The following is a 16,745-nucleotide window of genomic DNA, read 5'->3' as shown; positions in this document are numbered from 1 at the left end:
ATGTGTGTTGGGATACTTCGTATCTTATATTTTCGAGGCATCACTTTTCATAATGACTGTGGTCATGAGCGTGTTGGCTGTATTCTTATTGTTGGATACCTTTACTCTTTATCGGCAGACAAGGGGCATACAAGCTTTTCGTAATTGTCCCGAAAGGTTATCGAACGGTGATGTAAATACAATCTCGCTTTCCGTATCCAATAAATATCCATTCAGGGTTGCAATCAAAATCATCGAAGAAGTACCTTTTCAATTTCAAAAAAGAGATTTGACATTTAGTACTTCGATAGGTGTGCGCAAATCGGAGGTCTTGTACTACGATCTTCGTCCCACCGAAAGGGGAGTGTATCAATTTGGAGCAATAAACGTTTATGTGGCAGGCCTTTTGGGGCTTGTTACACGTCGCTATATATTTGACGAGAATAAGGATGTTGCCGTATATCCGTCTTTCCTCGAGATGCATAAGTATGAATTATTGGCGGCATCGCATCGTCTTACAGACTATGGTATTAAGAAAATACGACGCATCGGGCATGCTACCGAATTTGATCAGATCAAACATTATGTATTAGGTGACGACCCTCGTACAATCAACTATAAGGCAACAGCACGTATGAGCCAGCTGATGGTAAATACCTATCAGGAAGAGAAATCACAACCTGTATATTGCTTGATTGACAAAGGACGTACGATGAAAATGCCATTCAACGGTTTGACGCTGTTGGATTATGCAATCAATACCACATTGATGGTAAGTACTACAGCGTTGAATAAAGGTGATAAAGCCGGACTGATAACCTTCTCCAAGAATGTAGATGAAATACTCCCGGCAGACAGGCAACGCCGTCAACGAGTAAAGATTTTGGAAACGTTGTATGCGCAGAAAACAGATTTTAAGGAGTCTGATTATGAACGATTGTACGCTACTGTCCGTCGCAAATTGTCGCAACGCAGTCTGATTGTTTTGTTTACAAACTTTGAGACTGTAAATGGAATGCGTCGCCAGTTGAAATATCTCAGCCACATGGCCAAAGATCATTTGGTGCTGGTTGCATTTTTCTTGAATTCTGAATTCAACGAGGTGTTGGAATCTTCTCCTACGGGATTGGAAGATATATTCAGGAAAGGAATAGCGGAAAAGCTATGGAATGATAAATACCTGATCGTAAAGGAACTCAATAGATATGGAATTCATACGATTCTCTCAAAACCAGAGAACCTTACTATCGATTCTATAAATAAATATCTTGAATTCAAATCAAGAGGATTGATTTAATCTTCTTCAATATTAGTGCTAGATAAAACCTTTGTAGAAACTCTAAATTATACCCACATCAGGTCGCTCATTATACCATCGGATATAAAGATTCCTTGTCGGGTTAATTTTAAGATATTATCCTTTTCGGTTAAGAACCCTTGATCGAGATATTTTCGTGCGTTTTTCAAGCAGAATACTTTCATTTTAGTGCCAAAAAGGGATTCGAGGTCAGAGAGGTTTACCCCCCATTTGGTACGCATACCTGTTAAAATAAAATCGTTGTATCTTGTATTTTCATCTAATACTTCAATTTCCAGATTTGGATTTTCAGCCCTTATTCCTTCTATATACTTTGATATGGAGGCCACGTTCCACGAACGATTTTGGCCATCATAAGAATGTGCAGCAGGCCCTAGTCCCAGATACTTTTTCCCAAGCCAATACGAGCTGTTATGCTTTGAATATAATCCGTGGCGGGCAAAATTAGAGATCTCATAATGATCAAATCCCACAGCGGTAAGTTTCTCTATCATTCGTGAAAACATGTCTACACTCAGGTCTTCGTCAACAGGATTTACGTCTCCCATTTTGAATAAACGATAGAGCCTTGTGCCCTGTTCATAGATCAAATGATAAGATGAAATATGCTGTACATCGAGAGTAATTGCTTCTTCGAGGTTTCTTTCCCAAATCTGCATTGTCTGGTTCGGCAAACCATACATGAGGTCTATACTGATATTATCATAGCCTAGCGATTGGCAGATTCTGACAGCTTCTTTTGCTTTATCGGCAGAATGCCTGCGCTTCAAGAATTTGAGCTCTTCATCGTCAAAACTTTGAATTCCTATGCTCAGGCGATTGAACGGTAATTTTTCTTTAAGGGTTGCTAAATACTGAGGCGAGAGATCATCGGGATTAGCTTCCATTGTTATCTCGGCATCAGGTGTTATCCGAAATTCATGGTGTAGAGTTTCAAATATACGGAGGAAGTCACTCTCAGATAACTGAGATGGAGTACCTCCTCCAAAATATACCGTCTTTACATCTTCGGCTCCAATGTAGTTTTTACGTAGCTTTATCTCTTCACAAAGAGCCGAAACATAGTCATACTTCGGAGACATATCTGTGCGTGTATAGAAGTCACAATATATGCACCTTGTTTTACAAAAAGGAACATGAATATAAATTCCGGCCATTACGTAATTTTAAGCTATTCGAAAGAATTAATTAGTTGTTGCTAAAAATTCTATTCTTTATACATTTTGTCGATAATATCTTTGTATTTTTCTGCTACAAATTTACGCTTTATTTTGAGTGTATTGGTTAATTCACCACCTTCCATCGTAAATGGCTCGGCTAGCAACCTGTATTTTTTTATTTTTTCGTATGGCGCAAAATGAGCTTGCAAGAGTTCTATGCGTCCGTCCAGCATGCGAAGGATATCTACATTAGAAAACAAGTCCTCTACTTTGTCATACTTTATTTGGTGTTCATTTGCATACTCTTCCAATGCTTTATAATCGGGAACAATAAGTGCACTCACAAATTTACGCTCGTCGGCTATAACCGCAATCATATCGATAAACTTGTCTTCGGCTACGCGTGTCTCTATAGCCTGAGGTGCGATATATTTTCCGTTCGCTGTCTTAAACAGGTCTTTGATACGTTCGGTAATGTACAATACTCCGTTTTCCAATTTTCCTGCATCTCCCGTCCGGAAGAAGCCGTCTTCGGTGAAAACTTTAGTTGTTTCTTCTGGTTTGTTGTAGTATTCTCGCATCACGGTTTTTCCTTTCACAAGAATCTCGTTGTTTGTCTCATCAATCCTAACCTCAACTTCCGGCATTACGCTGCCAATAGACCCAATAACAAATTCTTTGTCAGGATAGAAGCTTACAGTTGCAGTTGTTTCAGTAAGACCGTAACCCACAATTATTGGAATATTTACCGACTGTAAAAACTCAATGATTGAATCTGATAATGGAGCTCCTGCGCAAGGGAATATGTTTCCCTTCTCGATACCGATAACCAGCTTAAGAACGAAAAATATCGTATTGTTATATAGAGCAAATTTAATACGAGTACCAAGCGGGGCTCGTAGATTTTTATTTTTAAAGTCCAAATTATATCTTTTCCCTGTCTTGATGGCATCGGTATATAGCCATTTCATAAGACCTTTGGAGCTCGATATTTTTTCGTGAACCCCTGCATATACTTTTTCCCAGAACCGGGGAACACTACACATGATAGTGGGATGAACTTGCTTTATTGATTTCTGTATTTCCTTAGCATCTTGATTAATAGCAATGGTCATTCCCTTATGAATAGCGTAATATGTCCACGCCCGTTCAAAGATATGTGCCAACGGAAGGAAATTCATAGACAGGTCTTTATTCGAAGTCATAGGCAGACGCATGTCGTGAATACGGAAAACCTGAGAGAAACACGAATGTGGTAATACTACTCCTTTGGGTTCGCCGGTTGTACCCGAAGTATATATAATACAAGCTATATCATCTTCTCTTCTCGATTTAAGGCGTACTCGCACGATAACTTCTGTGTGCGAATTTTCTCCGGTAGCGATAAAATCATCAAAATAGACAGAAGTCTTATCGTCGGGATGAAATTTGACATTATTATCGAATACAACAATTTTCTTCAATACAGGCGAATTTTGTTGCACTTTAAATGCATTATTATATTGGAACTGCTCTCCGGCGAACAGTAACTGTATACTGGCATCCTTTACGATATATTCTACTTGCGACGGTGATGATGTTGCATAGATAGGTACCGAAATGCAACGGTTGGCAAAAGTACCGAAATCCGCAAAAAGATATTGCGGCATATTCTGAGAATACACAGCGATCCTAGAGCCTTCTTCTACACCCATTTCAGCCATTGCCCAGGCTGTTTTCATTACATTGTCCGAAAACTTATTCCATGAAATATTCTTCCATTTCTTTTCGTACGGATTCCTATATTTCAGAGCTGTTCTCTTACCATACCTGATAGCCTGACGATGTACCAATATAGACAGATGATAATAATTCATTTGGACTTCCTTTTTTATTTATTATTATCACAAAGGTAATTTATAATATTAAAAAATGATTATTTAATTTCACTTTTTATAGTTGCTTAGGCATCTATTGTAGCCACTATCAGGGGATTAAGTAATGTGTCTTGACGAGTAAAAATATGGAATTAACTAGCAGGGTATAAAATACAACTCATGATTTATTTTTACTACTTTTGTAGCCAACTAAATATATCTATATGGCAGGGAGTGGAATGAAGAGCTTAGCAAAAGATACTGCAATCTATGGATTGAGTAGTATTGTTGGCCGCATATTTAATTGGTTGCTTGTTCCTTTACACACTTATATTTTTACTGATACTATCGAGTATGGTAAGGTAAGCTATATATACGGCTACACTGCGTTGTTCATGGTTTTGCTGACTTACGGCATGGAAACGGGATTTTTCCGCTTTATGAACAAGAAAGAAGAGCATCCTGATAAAGTATATGCTACATCTTTAATCTCATTAGCTACAACGTCTCTGCTGTTTATTCTATTCTGTTTTTCCTTTATCAATCCTATTTCGTCATGGATGGAATATACCGATCATAAGGAACATATCTGGATGATGGCTATCGTTGTTGCGTTAGACGCTTTTATGACAATTCCTTTTGCTTATTTGCGCTATCAGAAAAGACCGATTCGGTTTGCTACATTGAAGCTAACGTTTATAGGGTTTAATATATTTTTCAATCTTCTGTTTTTGGTTCTATGTCCTTGGCTATACAAAAATTATCCGGACCTGGCTATTAATAAATTCTTTCATCCCGAGATCGGTATCGGATACATCTTTTTGGCAAACTTGCTGTCTAGCTTGGTGGTATTGATACTATTGATACCTACAACAATGAAGAATGTGAAGCTCCAGTTTGATAATGCTCTGATCAGACGTATGCTGATATACTCATTCCCTCTTTTAATATTGGGGTTGGCAGGAGTTATAAATCAGACTGTAGCGCAATTGACTTATCCTTTTTTATTTGATAATCCCGATGAAGCTTTCAGCCAATTAGGTATATACAATGCTTGCCTTAAGATAACAGTTATTATAACAATGTTTACACAGGCATTCCGATATGCTTACGAGCCCTTCTTCTTTAGCAAGGATAGGGAGAACAGCAGTACAAAACCGTATGCCGATGCAATGAAGTATTTTGTAATATTTGCTTTACTCGTTTTTCTGGCTGTGATGTTTTATCTTGATATCTTGAAGTATATAGTCAGCAAAAACTATACAGTAGGTACAGTCATTGTTCCTATTGCCATGATGGGTGAAATATTTTTTGGGATGTACTTCAACCTTTCAGTATGGTATAAGCTAACCGATAAGACAAAATACGGAGCCTATTTCTCTGTTTTCGGATGTATCCTTCAGGTTGCGATCAATATCATCTTTGTCCCTGTTTATGGCTATATTGCCAGTGCATGGGCTACGCTGATTTGTAATCTGATTATTATGAGTATATCTTATTTTATAGGACAAAAATATTATCCTATAAAATATGACCTGAAGCGCATTTTCTTATACTTTGCTTTGGCTGTCGCATTTTATATTGCTGCCATGTATCCACAGATAGACAACGAAATCTTACGATTGGCGTATCGTACGGTATTCCTTGTTATATTTACGGCCGTTATAATAAAGAAAGATCTACCATTAAAAGAGATTCCTGTCATTGGTAAATATATTAGCAACAATAAAAAAAATAAGTGACACTTTCTTATTTCATCGTGTTGTGAAACTTAAATATAATTATCTGTATATAAATGGTATGTGTGCTCTGTGGAGAATAAAAGGTTACACTGAAAAAAGCAGATAAAAACTGTTACCTTTGTCACCTTTTTGCTGTATCTTTCAGCCAGACAGTAGATTATGTAGGTGCAACTTAAAGGCGATTAATTATAAAATATATCATTAATTAATAATAACTAAAACGATGAGAAAACTATTTTTAATATTAGCAATTTTCCTTACTGTTGCCGGAGTAAAGGCTGACGAAGGAATGTGGCTGTTGAAAGAACTCAACAGGCAGAGTGCTGCCCGCATGAAAGAGCTGGGATTTAAATTCCCTATTGATAGCATATACAGTGAGACTAACCCATCGCTGAAAGATGCTGTAGTTATTTTTGGTAGAGGCTGTACCGGAGTATCGGTATCTCGTCAAGGTTTGATATTCACCAACCATCACTGCGGATACGATGCAATACAAAAGCTTAGTTCGGTAGATCATGATTATTTGAAAGACGGTTTTGTAAGCCAGTCATTTCAGGAAGAATTACCAGCAGAAGGTTTGACTGTTGCTTTCTTACAAAAGACCGAAGACATTACAGATTTTGTAACCTCCACACTATTACCTACTGACAGCGAGAATGTACGTGAAGAAAAAATAGACTCTTTGTCGCAAGTATATCTTGAAAAATATAAAGACAATAAGTTTCTTAGAGCGCAAGTAATACCTTTCTATACACACAACAAATACTATGTTGTTGTATACGAAGTATTCAGAGACGTAAGACTTGTATTTACTCCTCCATCTTCTGTAGGAAAATTTGGTGGTGAAACAGACAACTGGATGTGGCCTCGCCATACAGGCGACTTCTCTGTATTCCGCGTTTATGCTAACAAAGACAATGGTGCAGCAGAATATAGTGCAGATAATGTACCTTACAAACCTAAATATTCAGTACCTGTTTCTCTAAAGGGTTACAAAGAGAACGATTATGCGATGACGATTGGATATCCGGGAAGTACCGAACGCTATATGACATCGTGGGGTATCAACCAAATGGTAGAATCGGAACATAAACCTCGGATTGAAGTTCGCGGAGCAAAACAGGATATCTGGAGAAAAGATATGAACGCAAGCGATGCTATTCGTATCAAATACGCGTCTAAATATGCAGGAAGCTCCAACTACTGGAAAAATGCTATGGGGATGAACGAAGCTATTGCTAAACTAGGCGTTATAAAAGATAAAGAACAACTAGAGGCTAGATTTGCGCAATGGGCTGCTTCAAAACCGGCATTGCAAGCAAAATATGGAGATGCTCTTACGCTAGTGAAAGAAGGGTATACTGAAACAATGGAAACATCTAGAATTCAGACATATCTGTACGAAACATTCTTCAATGGAATTGAGATTATCCGCTATGCAAATACGGCACTCCTTGTAAATAGAATGGATCCTGACAAAAATAAAGGTGAAGAATTCACAAAACGTTTAGCTCCGCTTTATAAAGATTATGAGCCGGCTCTCGATCGTAAAGTAATGCCTGCATTACTAAAAATATATGCAGAAAGAGTTCCTGCGGAATACTTGCCTTCGGTATATACAAAGATTGCTGATGAATTTGGTGGAGACTATGATAAATTTGCCGAGTGGTTCTACAACAATACTAAATTTACCAATCTGGAAGCTGCTACAGCTCTAATAAGTAGTGAAGATCAGGAGGCAATTAATAATGACCCTGCAATTGCATTCGCTCAATCTTTAGAACCATGCTTAAACCTATTACGTCAGGCATCTGCACCTTATTATCCTCAGATAGATAAAGGCAGCCGTCTGTTTATGGCGGGATTAATGGAAATGGAGCCGAATAAAGCTTTCTACCCGGATGCTAACTTCACTCAACGTTTGAGCTATGGCTCTGTGGGAGGATATAAGCCTGCCGATGCGGTTACTTACGACTATTATTCAACATCTCAAGGTGTACTGAATAAACAAGTTCCTAACGATCCAGAGTTCGGTGTGCAACAATATATATTGGATGATTTGGCAAGTAAGGATTTTGGACAATATGCAAACAAAGCGGATGGAAAAATGTATGTAAACTTCTTGTCGAACAACGATATTACAGGAGGTAACTCAGGTAGCCCTGTATTTAATGGAAACGCAGAACTAATCGGACTTGCTTTTGATGGTAACTGGGAATCGCTGAGCGGTGACATCTTGTTTGAACCAGAGCTGCAACGTACAATCAGTGTAGACATACGTTACGTACTTTATATAATAGATAAGGTAATGAACTGCCCTCGTCTTATCAACGAGCTGAAAGTGGCAAAATAAAAATATAAGAGTATAAGGAAAACAAAGGCTTGTGATTTTATTATCACAAGCTTTTTTTTTGTAAGTGGCATATTGTTAGTTGTTTATTGTGTGATTTATATCGTTTTTATTGATGTTCAGATTTGTTTAAAACTAAACTTTCATTTATTAAATGTTAAATATCAGATAAAGGATAGGGTTTTCATTTTTTGAACGATCATAATAGTACAACCGGTTTTATTAATCATCATTAAAAACAATATAGCCATGAGAACTAAATGTTTAAAATTGATACAAACTGTATTTACAGTCCTTATAATTTGGAGTGTAGCACTTCCAACTTATTCGGCCAAAGATCCGGGATATATTACGATAACCGGAGTAGTGAAGGATATAAAGTCAAAGAAGACTCTTGAATATGTGAGCATATCTGTTCCCGGAACAGGTATAGGTACAATATCGAATGCGGATGGAGGATTTACCATTAAGGTCAGAGATTCCCTGAATGTTAAAACAATAGAAGTTTCCCACATAGGCTACTTCAACCAGCGGGTACCTCTATTGGATCAGGATATGAGTAATATTACGATCTTCCTTACTCGTAATGAGAACAAATTGAAAGAAGTCGTTGTCGAATCTACTGATCCGTTGCAATTGGTAGAAAAAGCTATCGATAAGATAGGTGATAACAATAGTTTGATGACAAATCTTTTAACCGGATTTTATCGTGAAACTATACAGAAAAGACGAAGCTATATAAATATCTCCGAAGCTGTTATAGATATCTACAAGACCCCATATACTCAATCGGATGCAGGAGATAGGGTACAAGTGTTGAAGGGCAGGAAACTGCTTAGTCCAAAACCCGGCGATACCTTGCTTGTTAAATTTGTAGGAGGTCCAAACTTATCTACTTACCTGGATATTGTAAAGAATAGGGATATAATGTTAGATAAAGCTTCTCTTCATTACTACAAGTACAAGATGGAGAACAGTGTAATGATAAACGAACGTCTTCATTATGTGATAAGTTTTGAGCCTCAGGTTGTCATGCCTTACGCCCTGTTTTATGGTAACTTGTACATTGATCAGGAAACATTAGCTTTTTCACGGGCAGAGTTTAATTTGAGTATGGACGACCGCAATAAAGTTACACAGGCCATTCTTCGTAAAAAACCGTTCAGATTGCATTTCAAACCTGAAGAGGTAGCCTATTTGGTTACTTATAAGCAGCAGAATGGAAAAAGCTATCTGAATTATGTTCGTAACGAAGTTCGCTTCAAATGTGATTATAAGCGCAGGCTCTTCTCTACCAACTATACAATTATATCAGAGATGGTTGTTACCGACAGGCAAGAAAATAATATAGCTAAAATTCCGGCTAGAGAAGCATTTAGCGACAGATATTCGTTATCAGACAAAGTGAGTAACTTCTATGATGCCAACTTCTGGGAGGGCTATAACATTATAGAACCTACAGAGTCGCTCGAATCGGCAGTAAATAAATTAAAGAAACAACAAAGTAACTGATAAATTCGTTATGATTTATTATATTTGGTCTTACTTGTGATTTTACTTATTATGCTGAACGATGTGCTTATATTCAAGAAGATAAAGAATGGTGATATAGAAACCTTCGAACAGGTTTTTCGCCAGTACTATCTGCCTTTATACATGTACTCGTTTGGCATAATTGGTCGTAAAGATGCAGCCGAAGAGATTGTTCAGGAATTATTTTATGTGTTGTGGCGCGACCGAGAGGCATTGAATATTGTCCGTTCGATGAAGAGCTATTTGTATGGAGCGGTACGTAACCAGTCGCTTCAATATTTCGAACATCAGTATGTAAAAGAACGTCACAGAGAAAATGTATTAAGCAGGAAGCTTGAAGCATCGGAAACGACTGCGCAAGAACAGATTGAATATAAAGAGTTGCAGAATATTATAAATCGTACGCTGGAACAGTTACCGGAACGACGACTTCGCATTTTCAGAATGCATCGGATGGAAGGTCGTAAATATAAAGAAATTGCACAATTGCTTTCTGTGTCAATAAAAACGGTAGAGGCAGAAATGACAAAAGCATATCAGATATTAAGACAGGAAATAGAAAAATATACACACGCATCATGAATTTGAAAGAAACAAATAATAAGATTACAGATCAGGCTTGGGATCGTCTTTATATGCGGCTCGATCGGGACGGATTGCTGCCGGAGAATAAAGTAGCGAAAAAGGCAAGCATACGTACATCTTTGGTAAGATGGGGGGCTGTGGCTGCAATTTTATGTATTTGTGCCATTTCAGTATTCGTTATATGGGGACAAAAGACCAGCCATAAGGAAATGTTGACAATCAATAACGAAAAGGATGCTCCAACTCTGATCTCTACTTTAGAAGATGGATCGGTAGTATATCTCTCAGATCAAGCATCTTTGCAGTATCCGAATCGTTTTTCGGATGATAAACGAGAGGTCGTTTTGGAGGGAAATGCATTTTTTGATATCAGCCGAAATCCAAGTAAGCCATTTGTCATTGAAACTCAGCAAACGATTATTGAGGTATTGGGCACTTCATTTAATGTGAAGAGTGAAAATAAAAATTCATTTTCTTTATCAGTACGGCGTGGAGAAGTAAGAGTCACTTCAAAATTGAACGGGCAGACAGTAAATGTAAGGGCCGGCGAAACAGCTCTTTTGGAATCTGATAATCTACATAAGGTTAAAACCACAGATGTTTCACAGTTTGAATCGTACCTCAAAAGGGTTCATTTTAAAGATCAGCGATTGTCGGATATTGTGAGAGTTATAAATATGAACTCCGATGCAGAGCAGCTAACAGTGTCACCCGAACTGCAAGATCGCCTACTGACAGTTACCTTTTCGGGGGATACTCCATACACAATGGCTCAACTGATTTGTCTAGCTCTTAATTTGCAATTTAAACAGCAAGATAATGTGATATCTATATCACAGAAATAATATATAACCGCCATGAAATATACGGCTGAAAATACCTTTCATCGTATTCTTGTATCGTTATTGCTAATGATGGTAGCAGTGATCTTACAGGCAGATGATGGCGCAGTACTAAATCGGAAGATACAATTACCAAAAAGTAAAGAGAGTGTATATAAGCTGCTGAGGCAAGTATCCGACAAGTCGGGTTATTTATTTATCTATGATAGCCAGATTATAAACAATGATAAGAAGGTTAAGATTGCAAAAGGCGAATATACATTGCGGGAAGCCATATATGCAATCACCGGGAATAATCAACTAAAGATTTCCGTTGTTGGAAATCATATCTTGTTACAAGTTACAGATCGGACAAAAGCACATACTGTAATTTCAATAGAAAAGGTAGATAGTGTAGAAAAAAAGTTCTTTACTTTTAGTGGTGCAATATACGACCAGATAACGGATGAGCCTTTAGCTTATAGCGCAGTAGGAATCAGCAACTCAACAATAGGAACGATTTCTAATCAGGATGGAGAATTCAAATTGATATTGCCTGATTCTCTTCATCACTCCAAGGTAAAGTTTACTCATGTAGGTTACGAAAGTCAGGAAGTAGAAGTCGGACTATTGGCCGGACAGCATATTCGTTTTGCCCTCGAGCCCAGAATAATACCATTGCAAGAGGTTGTAATTAGAGTAGTTGAGCCTCAAGAAGAGATCAACCGTATGCTGGAGAATCGTAAGAATAACTACTCAACCTCGCCTGTTTATCTTACAACCTTCTACAGAGAGGGTATAGACCATAAAAAAAATAATATAGATGTAACTGAGGCGGTGCTTAAAATGTATAAGACCGGCTATGATGTAAATGTAAATCTTGATCAGGTAAAACTTATAAAGATGCGTCGTATTAAGAGCATTCAGGAAAGTGATACAATCTTTACAAAAATGAAATCCGGTATTAATTCTTGTCTGATATTGGATTTGGTGAAGAACTTACCTGATTTTTTGAAGCCTGAAGAACAAAATAAATATGAGTATGGGCATACAGATATTACAGTTGTAGATGGCAGAAGGGTGAATATTATTTCATTCTGTCAGAAAGAATATATCGATGAACCTTTGTTTAAAGGGCAATTGTTTATTGACGCAGAGAATTATGCATTGATAGAAGCTCATTTCGAGATCAATCCCAAGTTTGTGCAACAGGCTACAGATCTTTATGTTCGAAAAAAAAATAAGGATATTCGGCTAACATTACAACAGGCTCGGTACAATGTCTCGTATAAATTATCCAATGATGGTATTTATTATGTGAACCATATTCGTGGAGACCTGGAATTTAAGATGAAAAGGACGCGAAAGCTTTTTAGCACTCCATTATATCTGTGGTTCGAAATGGTAAACTGTATGGTAGATACAACAGATGTAAATGCATTTGCCCGAAAGGAAAGAATACCTACTCAAAACATATTCTCAGATACTAAGTATCAATATGACAGAAATTTTTGGGGTAACTTTAATGTAATATTGCCGGAAGAAAAGCTAAAAGAATTAATAATAAATAATTTAAGCGAGGTTTCCGAAGATCTGATTATAAAATAAGCCGATATAATTATCGGCTTACTTTCTATATTTGAGATTTATTTTCTTAAAGTCAAAATGTCTTTGATTACATCAGCAGTAATGTTATGACACTCACCGAGTTTCCATCCACGGTTTCCTAATCGCTCAGCTACTTTATTTATAGCCTCGTCGCCCAATCCGTAGTCAGACAGATGAGTTTTTACACCCATCGATTCGAAGAAGTCTTCCACTGCTTTAATTGTTCTATCTATTGCATCGCTTCCTTGGATGCCAAACACCTCTTTTCCAAGACGAGTGATCTTTCTTCCTTTCTGATCTTTTAGTACTGTCATTACTCCCGGTAATACAATAGCAAGAGTTTGGGCATGATCAAGGCCATAGAAAGCTGTAAGTTCATGTCCGATCATGTGAGTAGCCCAGTCTTCGGGTACACCGCAGGCAATCCAGCCATTCAGTGCCCACGTTGAAGCCCACATCAGATTGGCACGAACGTCATAGTTGTTAGGTTCTTCCAGTGCCTTAGGTCCTTCTTCTACCAATGTTTTTACAATAGCTTCAGCCATATTATCTTGCAGCAAAGAATCTCCTTCGTTATACGTCAGGTATTGCTCCATTACATGCACAAAAGCATCTACAACTCCATTCCCTGTCTGGCGGGGAGGTAATGAATATGTTACAGTCGGATCAAGTACAGAAAACTTAGGGTAGGTGAGGGGTGAACCAAATGCAAGTTTTTCTTGAGTTTCGGCACGGGTTATTACAGCTCCGCTATTCATTTCTGATCCTGTAGCAGGCAATGTAATAATGTCACCAAAAGGCATAGCTTTCTTTACTTTGCTGCCTTTAGACAGTATCTGCCATGGATCACCCTCTTCGAAATAGACTGCGGCAGAAATAAACTTTGTAGCGTCAAGAACCGATCCGCCACCTACGGATAATATAAAATCGATACCCTTTTCTTTGATTACAGCGACAGCCTTCATGCAGGTTTCATAGTGTGGATTTGGTTCTATTCCTCCAAATTCATGCCATTCGTAACCGCTTAGAGCTTTTACAGCCTGATCGTACACTCCATTTTTCTTTATACTGCCTCCTCCGTAAGTCATCAACACTTTACTGCCTTGAGGTATTTCGTTTGTAATCTCTTTGATCATTCCTTCCCCGAATATAATCTTTACGGGATTTGCTAATGAAAAATTTTCCATAATCTCTTCGTTTTTGATTGATAGTAAAGTTATATTATTTAACCTTATATGATTGAATTCAATTTATTAAATAAGCTAAAATTCGATTAATAGTTTTGCGTTTATTTGGCGTCCAGTCAGATAATTTGGTACGGCATATTGGTGGTTGTAGATATCTGTAATCCAATAATACGTATTTGTATTTTGCATGTCGAATATATTAAAGATATCTATTCCTAGCCAGATGTTTTTTAGTGCTTTACATAACGAATTTGTATTTCGTATAGCGAATTTTTCGCCTAGTATTTGCCACGAAAAACCGATATCTACACGCTTATATGCAGTTGTGCGGAAATATCCGTTTTCATACCCTTTGTATGGCGCAGAAACGGGTAAGCCTTGAGACCACAGTCCCCTAAGGCTCATTTTTAGGCGTTCATATCCCGGCATATAATCTTGATAAAATAAGGCAAAGTTGAAACGTTGATCCGTGGGTAGAGGAACTTTTTGTCCATCTATTTCCTGTTGCGTTTTCATTATTCCCAGACTAATCCAGCTATCTACACCCGGAATAAATTCTCCGTACAGCTTCATGTCCATCCCTAGAGCAAAGCCTTTGGAAATATTTTCTCCTGAATAACGTATTTTTACATTGTTTACTGTATATGGAATCAGATCAGATAATTTCTTATAGTATATTTCTCCTGATAACTTCAGTGGTGGAGAGTTGTGTTCGCCTCCTCCTCCAAAATAATAATCACTTCCTAGTACGACATGAATCGATTTTTGTGATTTAATATCTTTATTCAGCTCAATAACATTGTTCCCATCTACATTTACTACTTTTTGGAATTCTTTGTAAAAAGGAGCCTGATAATAAATGCCTCCCGCTAATCGTATCGAGAAGTTTTCGATTCCGCTTGGTACAAAAGCTATAGCTCCACGTGGGCTTACTATCAGTTCTTCATTGAAAGTCCAATAGCTCGCTCTCAATCCGGCATTCATGATAAATAAGCCATTGTCTGTATTAAGTTTATAAGTGTCTTGTATATATCCGGAAAAACGAGAAGGCTTGATTTTGTTATCTGCTTTCAGGTTCGAATACAGATTGACATCTATTCCTGTATTTGGTAGAGAGTAACCCGCAGAATCTCTCATTTCCCACTCTTTAATCTTATCTCTTACATTTTCTTGTTGATAAGTGAGCCCCCATTTTAAGAGGTTACTTCCTATTTTTAAATCTCCGAAATGACTGATTGTATATACTTCCGATTTTACCTGATTGCGTGCATGTTCAATATATCGTCCTATCCCCAACAGAGAGGACTCGTCAAAGGCTTCATTCCCTTCTACAATGTTCTGTTCTTTCAATATATAGTTGCCTTCTATATCATAACGCTCTCTCTCGTCAGAAGAGAATGTAGAGCCGGTAATACCTATATTTAGATTTTCATTTATTCTACCTTTCATTGTAAATGCTGCTTGGTAAGTAATAAACCGATCCCTTTCCCATCCATCAAAATATACCGTAAAGTTGCGAGGTGTCGTAAGCGTACCAAAACTAGTACTGCGAGTTTTGGGCGTATATTCATAAGTATTGTGCGCATAGTTTCCGAGCATACTAACTTCCCATTTGGGCGACAATTCGTACGTTATATATGTTTGAGCATCCATAAATGACGGGTCGTATTCGGCTTTAGTATCGGTAGAGCTCAGTAGGGAGTGAGTCGTTTTATAACGAACTCCCGTAATCTGCGAGAATTTTCCTGTCGAATTACCGATATGAACACTTCCTCCTAGAAGTCCGGCCGAGGCAGACGCTTCAAACTCTTTAGGTTTTTTATATGTAATATCAAGCACTGATGACATCTTATCTCCATACTCTGCACTATATCCACCTGCAGAAAAACCGACGGTTTGCACCATGTCAGGATTTATAAAACTTAACCCTTCCTGCTGAGCTGAACGCACTAAGAGAGGGCGATAAATCTCATTCCCATTAACGTATACGATATTTTCATCAAAGTTCCCTCCGCGTACCGAGTATTGTGAACTCAGTTCGTTTGTGGAGCTTACTCCCCCCATCGTTGCGAGGAGAGATTCTATACTTCCCCAAGGATTTGAAGCACGTCTGGTTGCTAAGTAGTCGATTCGTTCAATAACTGTGGTAACGGTTTGTTGCCCTTCTATAGTAATGGCTTCTAATGTATTATTATCTTCTTTTAATGTGATATTTAGTATCAGGTCACTTTTCGGTTTAGGGATTATATATTGGTGACGTTGATAGCCTATCAGAGAGAATATGATCTTAATCGAATCTTTAGGTTGTATAGATAATGCATACTCGCCTCTCTCATTTGTTATTACTCCATTGCGGCTATTCATCTCCGAAACAGAAACGTGCTCCAAAGATTTTCCTTGTTGGTTGGTAACTTTTCCTGTGATTTTTATTTGCTGTGAATAAGCAAGAGATGTAATAAATATGAGAAGTAATAATATGTTTTTCTTGATCATACGGCCAGTTTTGTGCACACAAATTTAGGTATATATTTTCTGTGTACCAATATATTGTTAATTATAAAATTATATTCGTATAAATATGATTTTCTGGTTTATCAGAAATCAAA

General features: G+C 37.6%; 11 protein-coding genes. 7 read left to right on the top strand and 4 right to left on the bottom strand.

Annotated features, from left to right (window positions below):
• Positions 1–64 precede the first annotated feature (64 nt).
• Complete coding sequence (locus tag QOX35_RS12190) at positions 65–1,276, top strand: DUF58 domain-containing protein (RefSeq protein ID WP_283687142.1); 1,212 nt, start codon at positions 65–67, stop codon at positions 1,274–1,276.
• 47 nt (positions 1,277–1,323) lie between these two features.
• Here the strand turns inward: QOX35_RS12190 and hemW are convergent, their stop codons facing one another.
• The gene (gene hemW, locus QOX35_RS12185) at positions 1,324–2,454 is read right to left on the bottom strand and encodes a radical SAM family heme chaperone HemW (protein WP_283687141.1); all 1,131 of its coding nucleotides are present in this window, start codon (positions 2,452–2,454) and stop codon (positions 1,324–1,326) included.
• Positions 2,455–2,504: 50 nt separating this feature from the next.
• Entirely contained in the window at positions 2,505–4,313 is a 1,809-nt protein-coding gene (locus QOX35_RS12180) for an AMP-dependent synthetase/ligase (RefSeq protein ID WP_283687140.1), read from the bottom strand.
• A gap of 224 nt (positions 4,314–4,537) precedes the next feature.
• On the opposite strand from QOX35_RS12180, the gene QOX35_RS12175 reads away from it, so the two are divergent.
• The 6 genes from QOX35_RS12175 (at position 4,538) to QOX35_RS12150 (ending at position 12,952) form a co-directional block, all read left to right on the top strand.
• Complete coding sequence (locus QOX35_RS12175; RefSeq protein WP_283687138.1) at positions 4,538–6,055, top strand: oligosaccharide flippase family protein; 1,518 nt, start codon at positions 4,538–4,540, stop codon at positions 6,053–6,055.
• 223 nt (positions 6,056–6,278) lie between these two features.
• The gene (locus QOX35_RS12170) at positions 6,279–8,408 is read left to right on the top strand and encodes a S46 family peptidase (RefSeq protein WP_283687137.1); all 2,130 of its coding nucleotides are present in this window, start codon (positions 6,279–6,281) and stop codon (positions 8,406–8,408) included.
• Between the two features lie 246 nt (positions 8,409–8,654).
• Entirely contained in the window at positions 8,655–9,917 is a 1,263-nt protein-coding gene (locus tag QOX35_RS12165) for a carboxypeptidase-like regulatory domain-containing protein (RefSeq protein ID WP_135105227.1), read from the top strand.
• Positions 9,918–9,968: 51 nt separating this feature from the next.
• Positions 9,969–10,520 (top strand): RNA polymerase sigma-70 factor, encoded by a 552-nt coding sequence (locus QOX35_RS12160; RefSeq protein ID WP_283687226.1) that lies wholly within the window; start codon positions 9,969–9,971, stop codon positions 10,518–10,520.
• On the top strand, positions 10,517–11,368 hold the full coding sequence (locus QOX35_RS12155) for a FecR family protein (protein WP_283687136.1): 852 nt from the start codon (positions 10,517–10,519) through the stop codon (positions 11,366–11,368). Before QOX35_RS12160 ends, QOX35_RS12155 begins: the two co-directional genes overlap by 4 nt.
• 12 nt (positions 11,369–11,380) lie before the next feature.
• Positions 11,381–12,952 (top strand): carboxypeptidase-like regulatory domain-containing protein, encoded by a 1,572-nt coding sequence (locus tag QOX35_RS12150; RefSeq protein ID WP_283687135.1) that lies wholly within the window; start codon positions 11,381–11,383, stop codon positions 12,950–12,952.
• 38 nt (positions 12,953–12,990) lie between these two features.
• Here the strand turns inward: QOX35_RS12150 and QOX35_RS12145 are convergent, their stop codons facing one another.
• Positions 12,991–14,139, bottom strand: coding sequence for an iron-containing alcohol dehydrogenase (locus tag QOX35_RS12145; protein ID WP_283687134.1), 1,149 nt, complete (start codon positions 14,137–14,139; stop codon positions 12,991–12,993).
• A gap of 75 nt (positions 14,140–14,214) precedes the next feature.
• On the bottom strand, positions 14,215–16,632 hold the full coding sequence (locus tag QOX35_RS12140; protein WP_283687133.1) for a TonB-dependent receptor: 2,418 nt from the start codon (positions 16,630–16,632) through the stop codon (positions 14,215–14,217).
• Positions 16,633–16,745 lie beyond the last annotated feature (113 nt).

This window comes from Dysgonomonas sp. Marseille-Q5470 (assembly GCF_951230145.1).
In the GTDB taxonomy this organism is placed as follows: domain Bacteria; phylum Bacteroidota; class Bacteroidia; order Bacteroidales; family Dysgonomonadaceae; genus Dysgonomonas.
Note: the sequence above shows the minus strand (reverse complement) of the source record. Positions and strands in the feature narration are given on the sequence as shown.

What these genes read in the sequence shown, in the direction of transcription:
- QOX35_RS12190 (WP_283687142.1), top strand. Translation starts at nt 65, where the DNA reads ATGAGCGTGTTGGCTGTATTCTTATTGTTGGATACCTTTACTCTTTAT.
- hemW (WP_283687141.1), bottom strand. Translation starts at nt 2,454, where the DNA reads ATGGCCGGAATTTATATTCATGTTCCTTTTTGTAAAACAAGGTGCATA.
- QOX35_RS12180 (WP_283687140.1), bottom strand. Translation starts at nt 4,313, where the DNA reads ATGAATTATTATCATCTGTCTATATTGGTACATCGTCAGGCTATCAGG.
- QOX35_RS12175 (WP_283687138.1), top strand. Translation starts at nt 4,538, where the DNA reads ATGGCAGGGAGTGGAATGAAGAGCTTAGCAAAAGATACTGCAATCTAT.
- QOX35_RS12170 (WP_283687137.1), top strand. Translation starts at nt 6,279, where the DNA reads ATGAGAAAACTATTTTTAATATTAGCAATTTTCCTTACTGTTGCCGGA.
- QOX35_RS12165 (WP_135105227.1), top strand. Translation starts at nt 8,655, where the DNA reads ATGAGAACTAAATGTTTAAAATTGATACAAACTGTATTTACAGTCCTT.
- QOX35_RS12160 (WP_283687226.1), top strand. Translation starts at nt 9,969, where the DNA reads ATGCTGAACGATGTGCTTATATTCAAGAAGATAAAGAATGGTGATATA.
- QOX35_RS12155 (WP_283687136.1), top strand. Translation starts at nt 10,517, where the DNA reads ATGAATTTGAAAGAAACAAATAATAAGATTACAGATCAGGCTTGGGAT.
- QOX35_RS12150 (WP_283687135.1), top strand. Translation starts at nt 11,381, where the DNA reads ATGAAATATACGGCTGAAAATACCTTTCATCGTATTCTTGTATCGTTA.
- QOX35_RS12145 (WP_283687134.1), bottom strand. Translation starts at nt 14,139, where the DNA reads ATGGAAAATTTTTCATTAGCAAATCCCGTAAAGATTATATTCGGGGAA.
- QOX35_RS12140 (WP_283687133.1), bottom strand. Translation starts at nt 16,632, where the DNA reads ATGATCAAGAAAAACATATTATTACTTCTCATATTTATTACATCTCTT.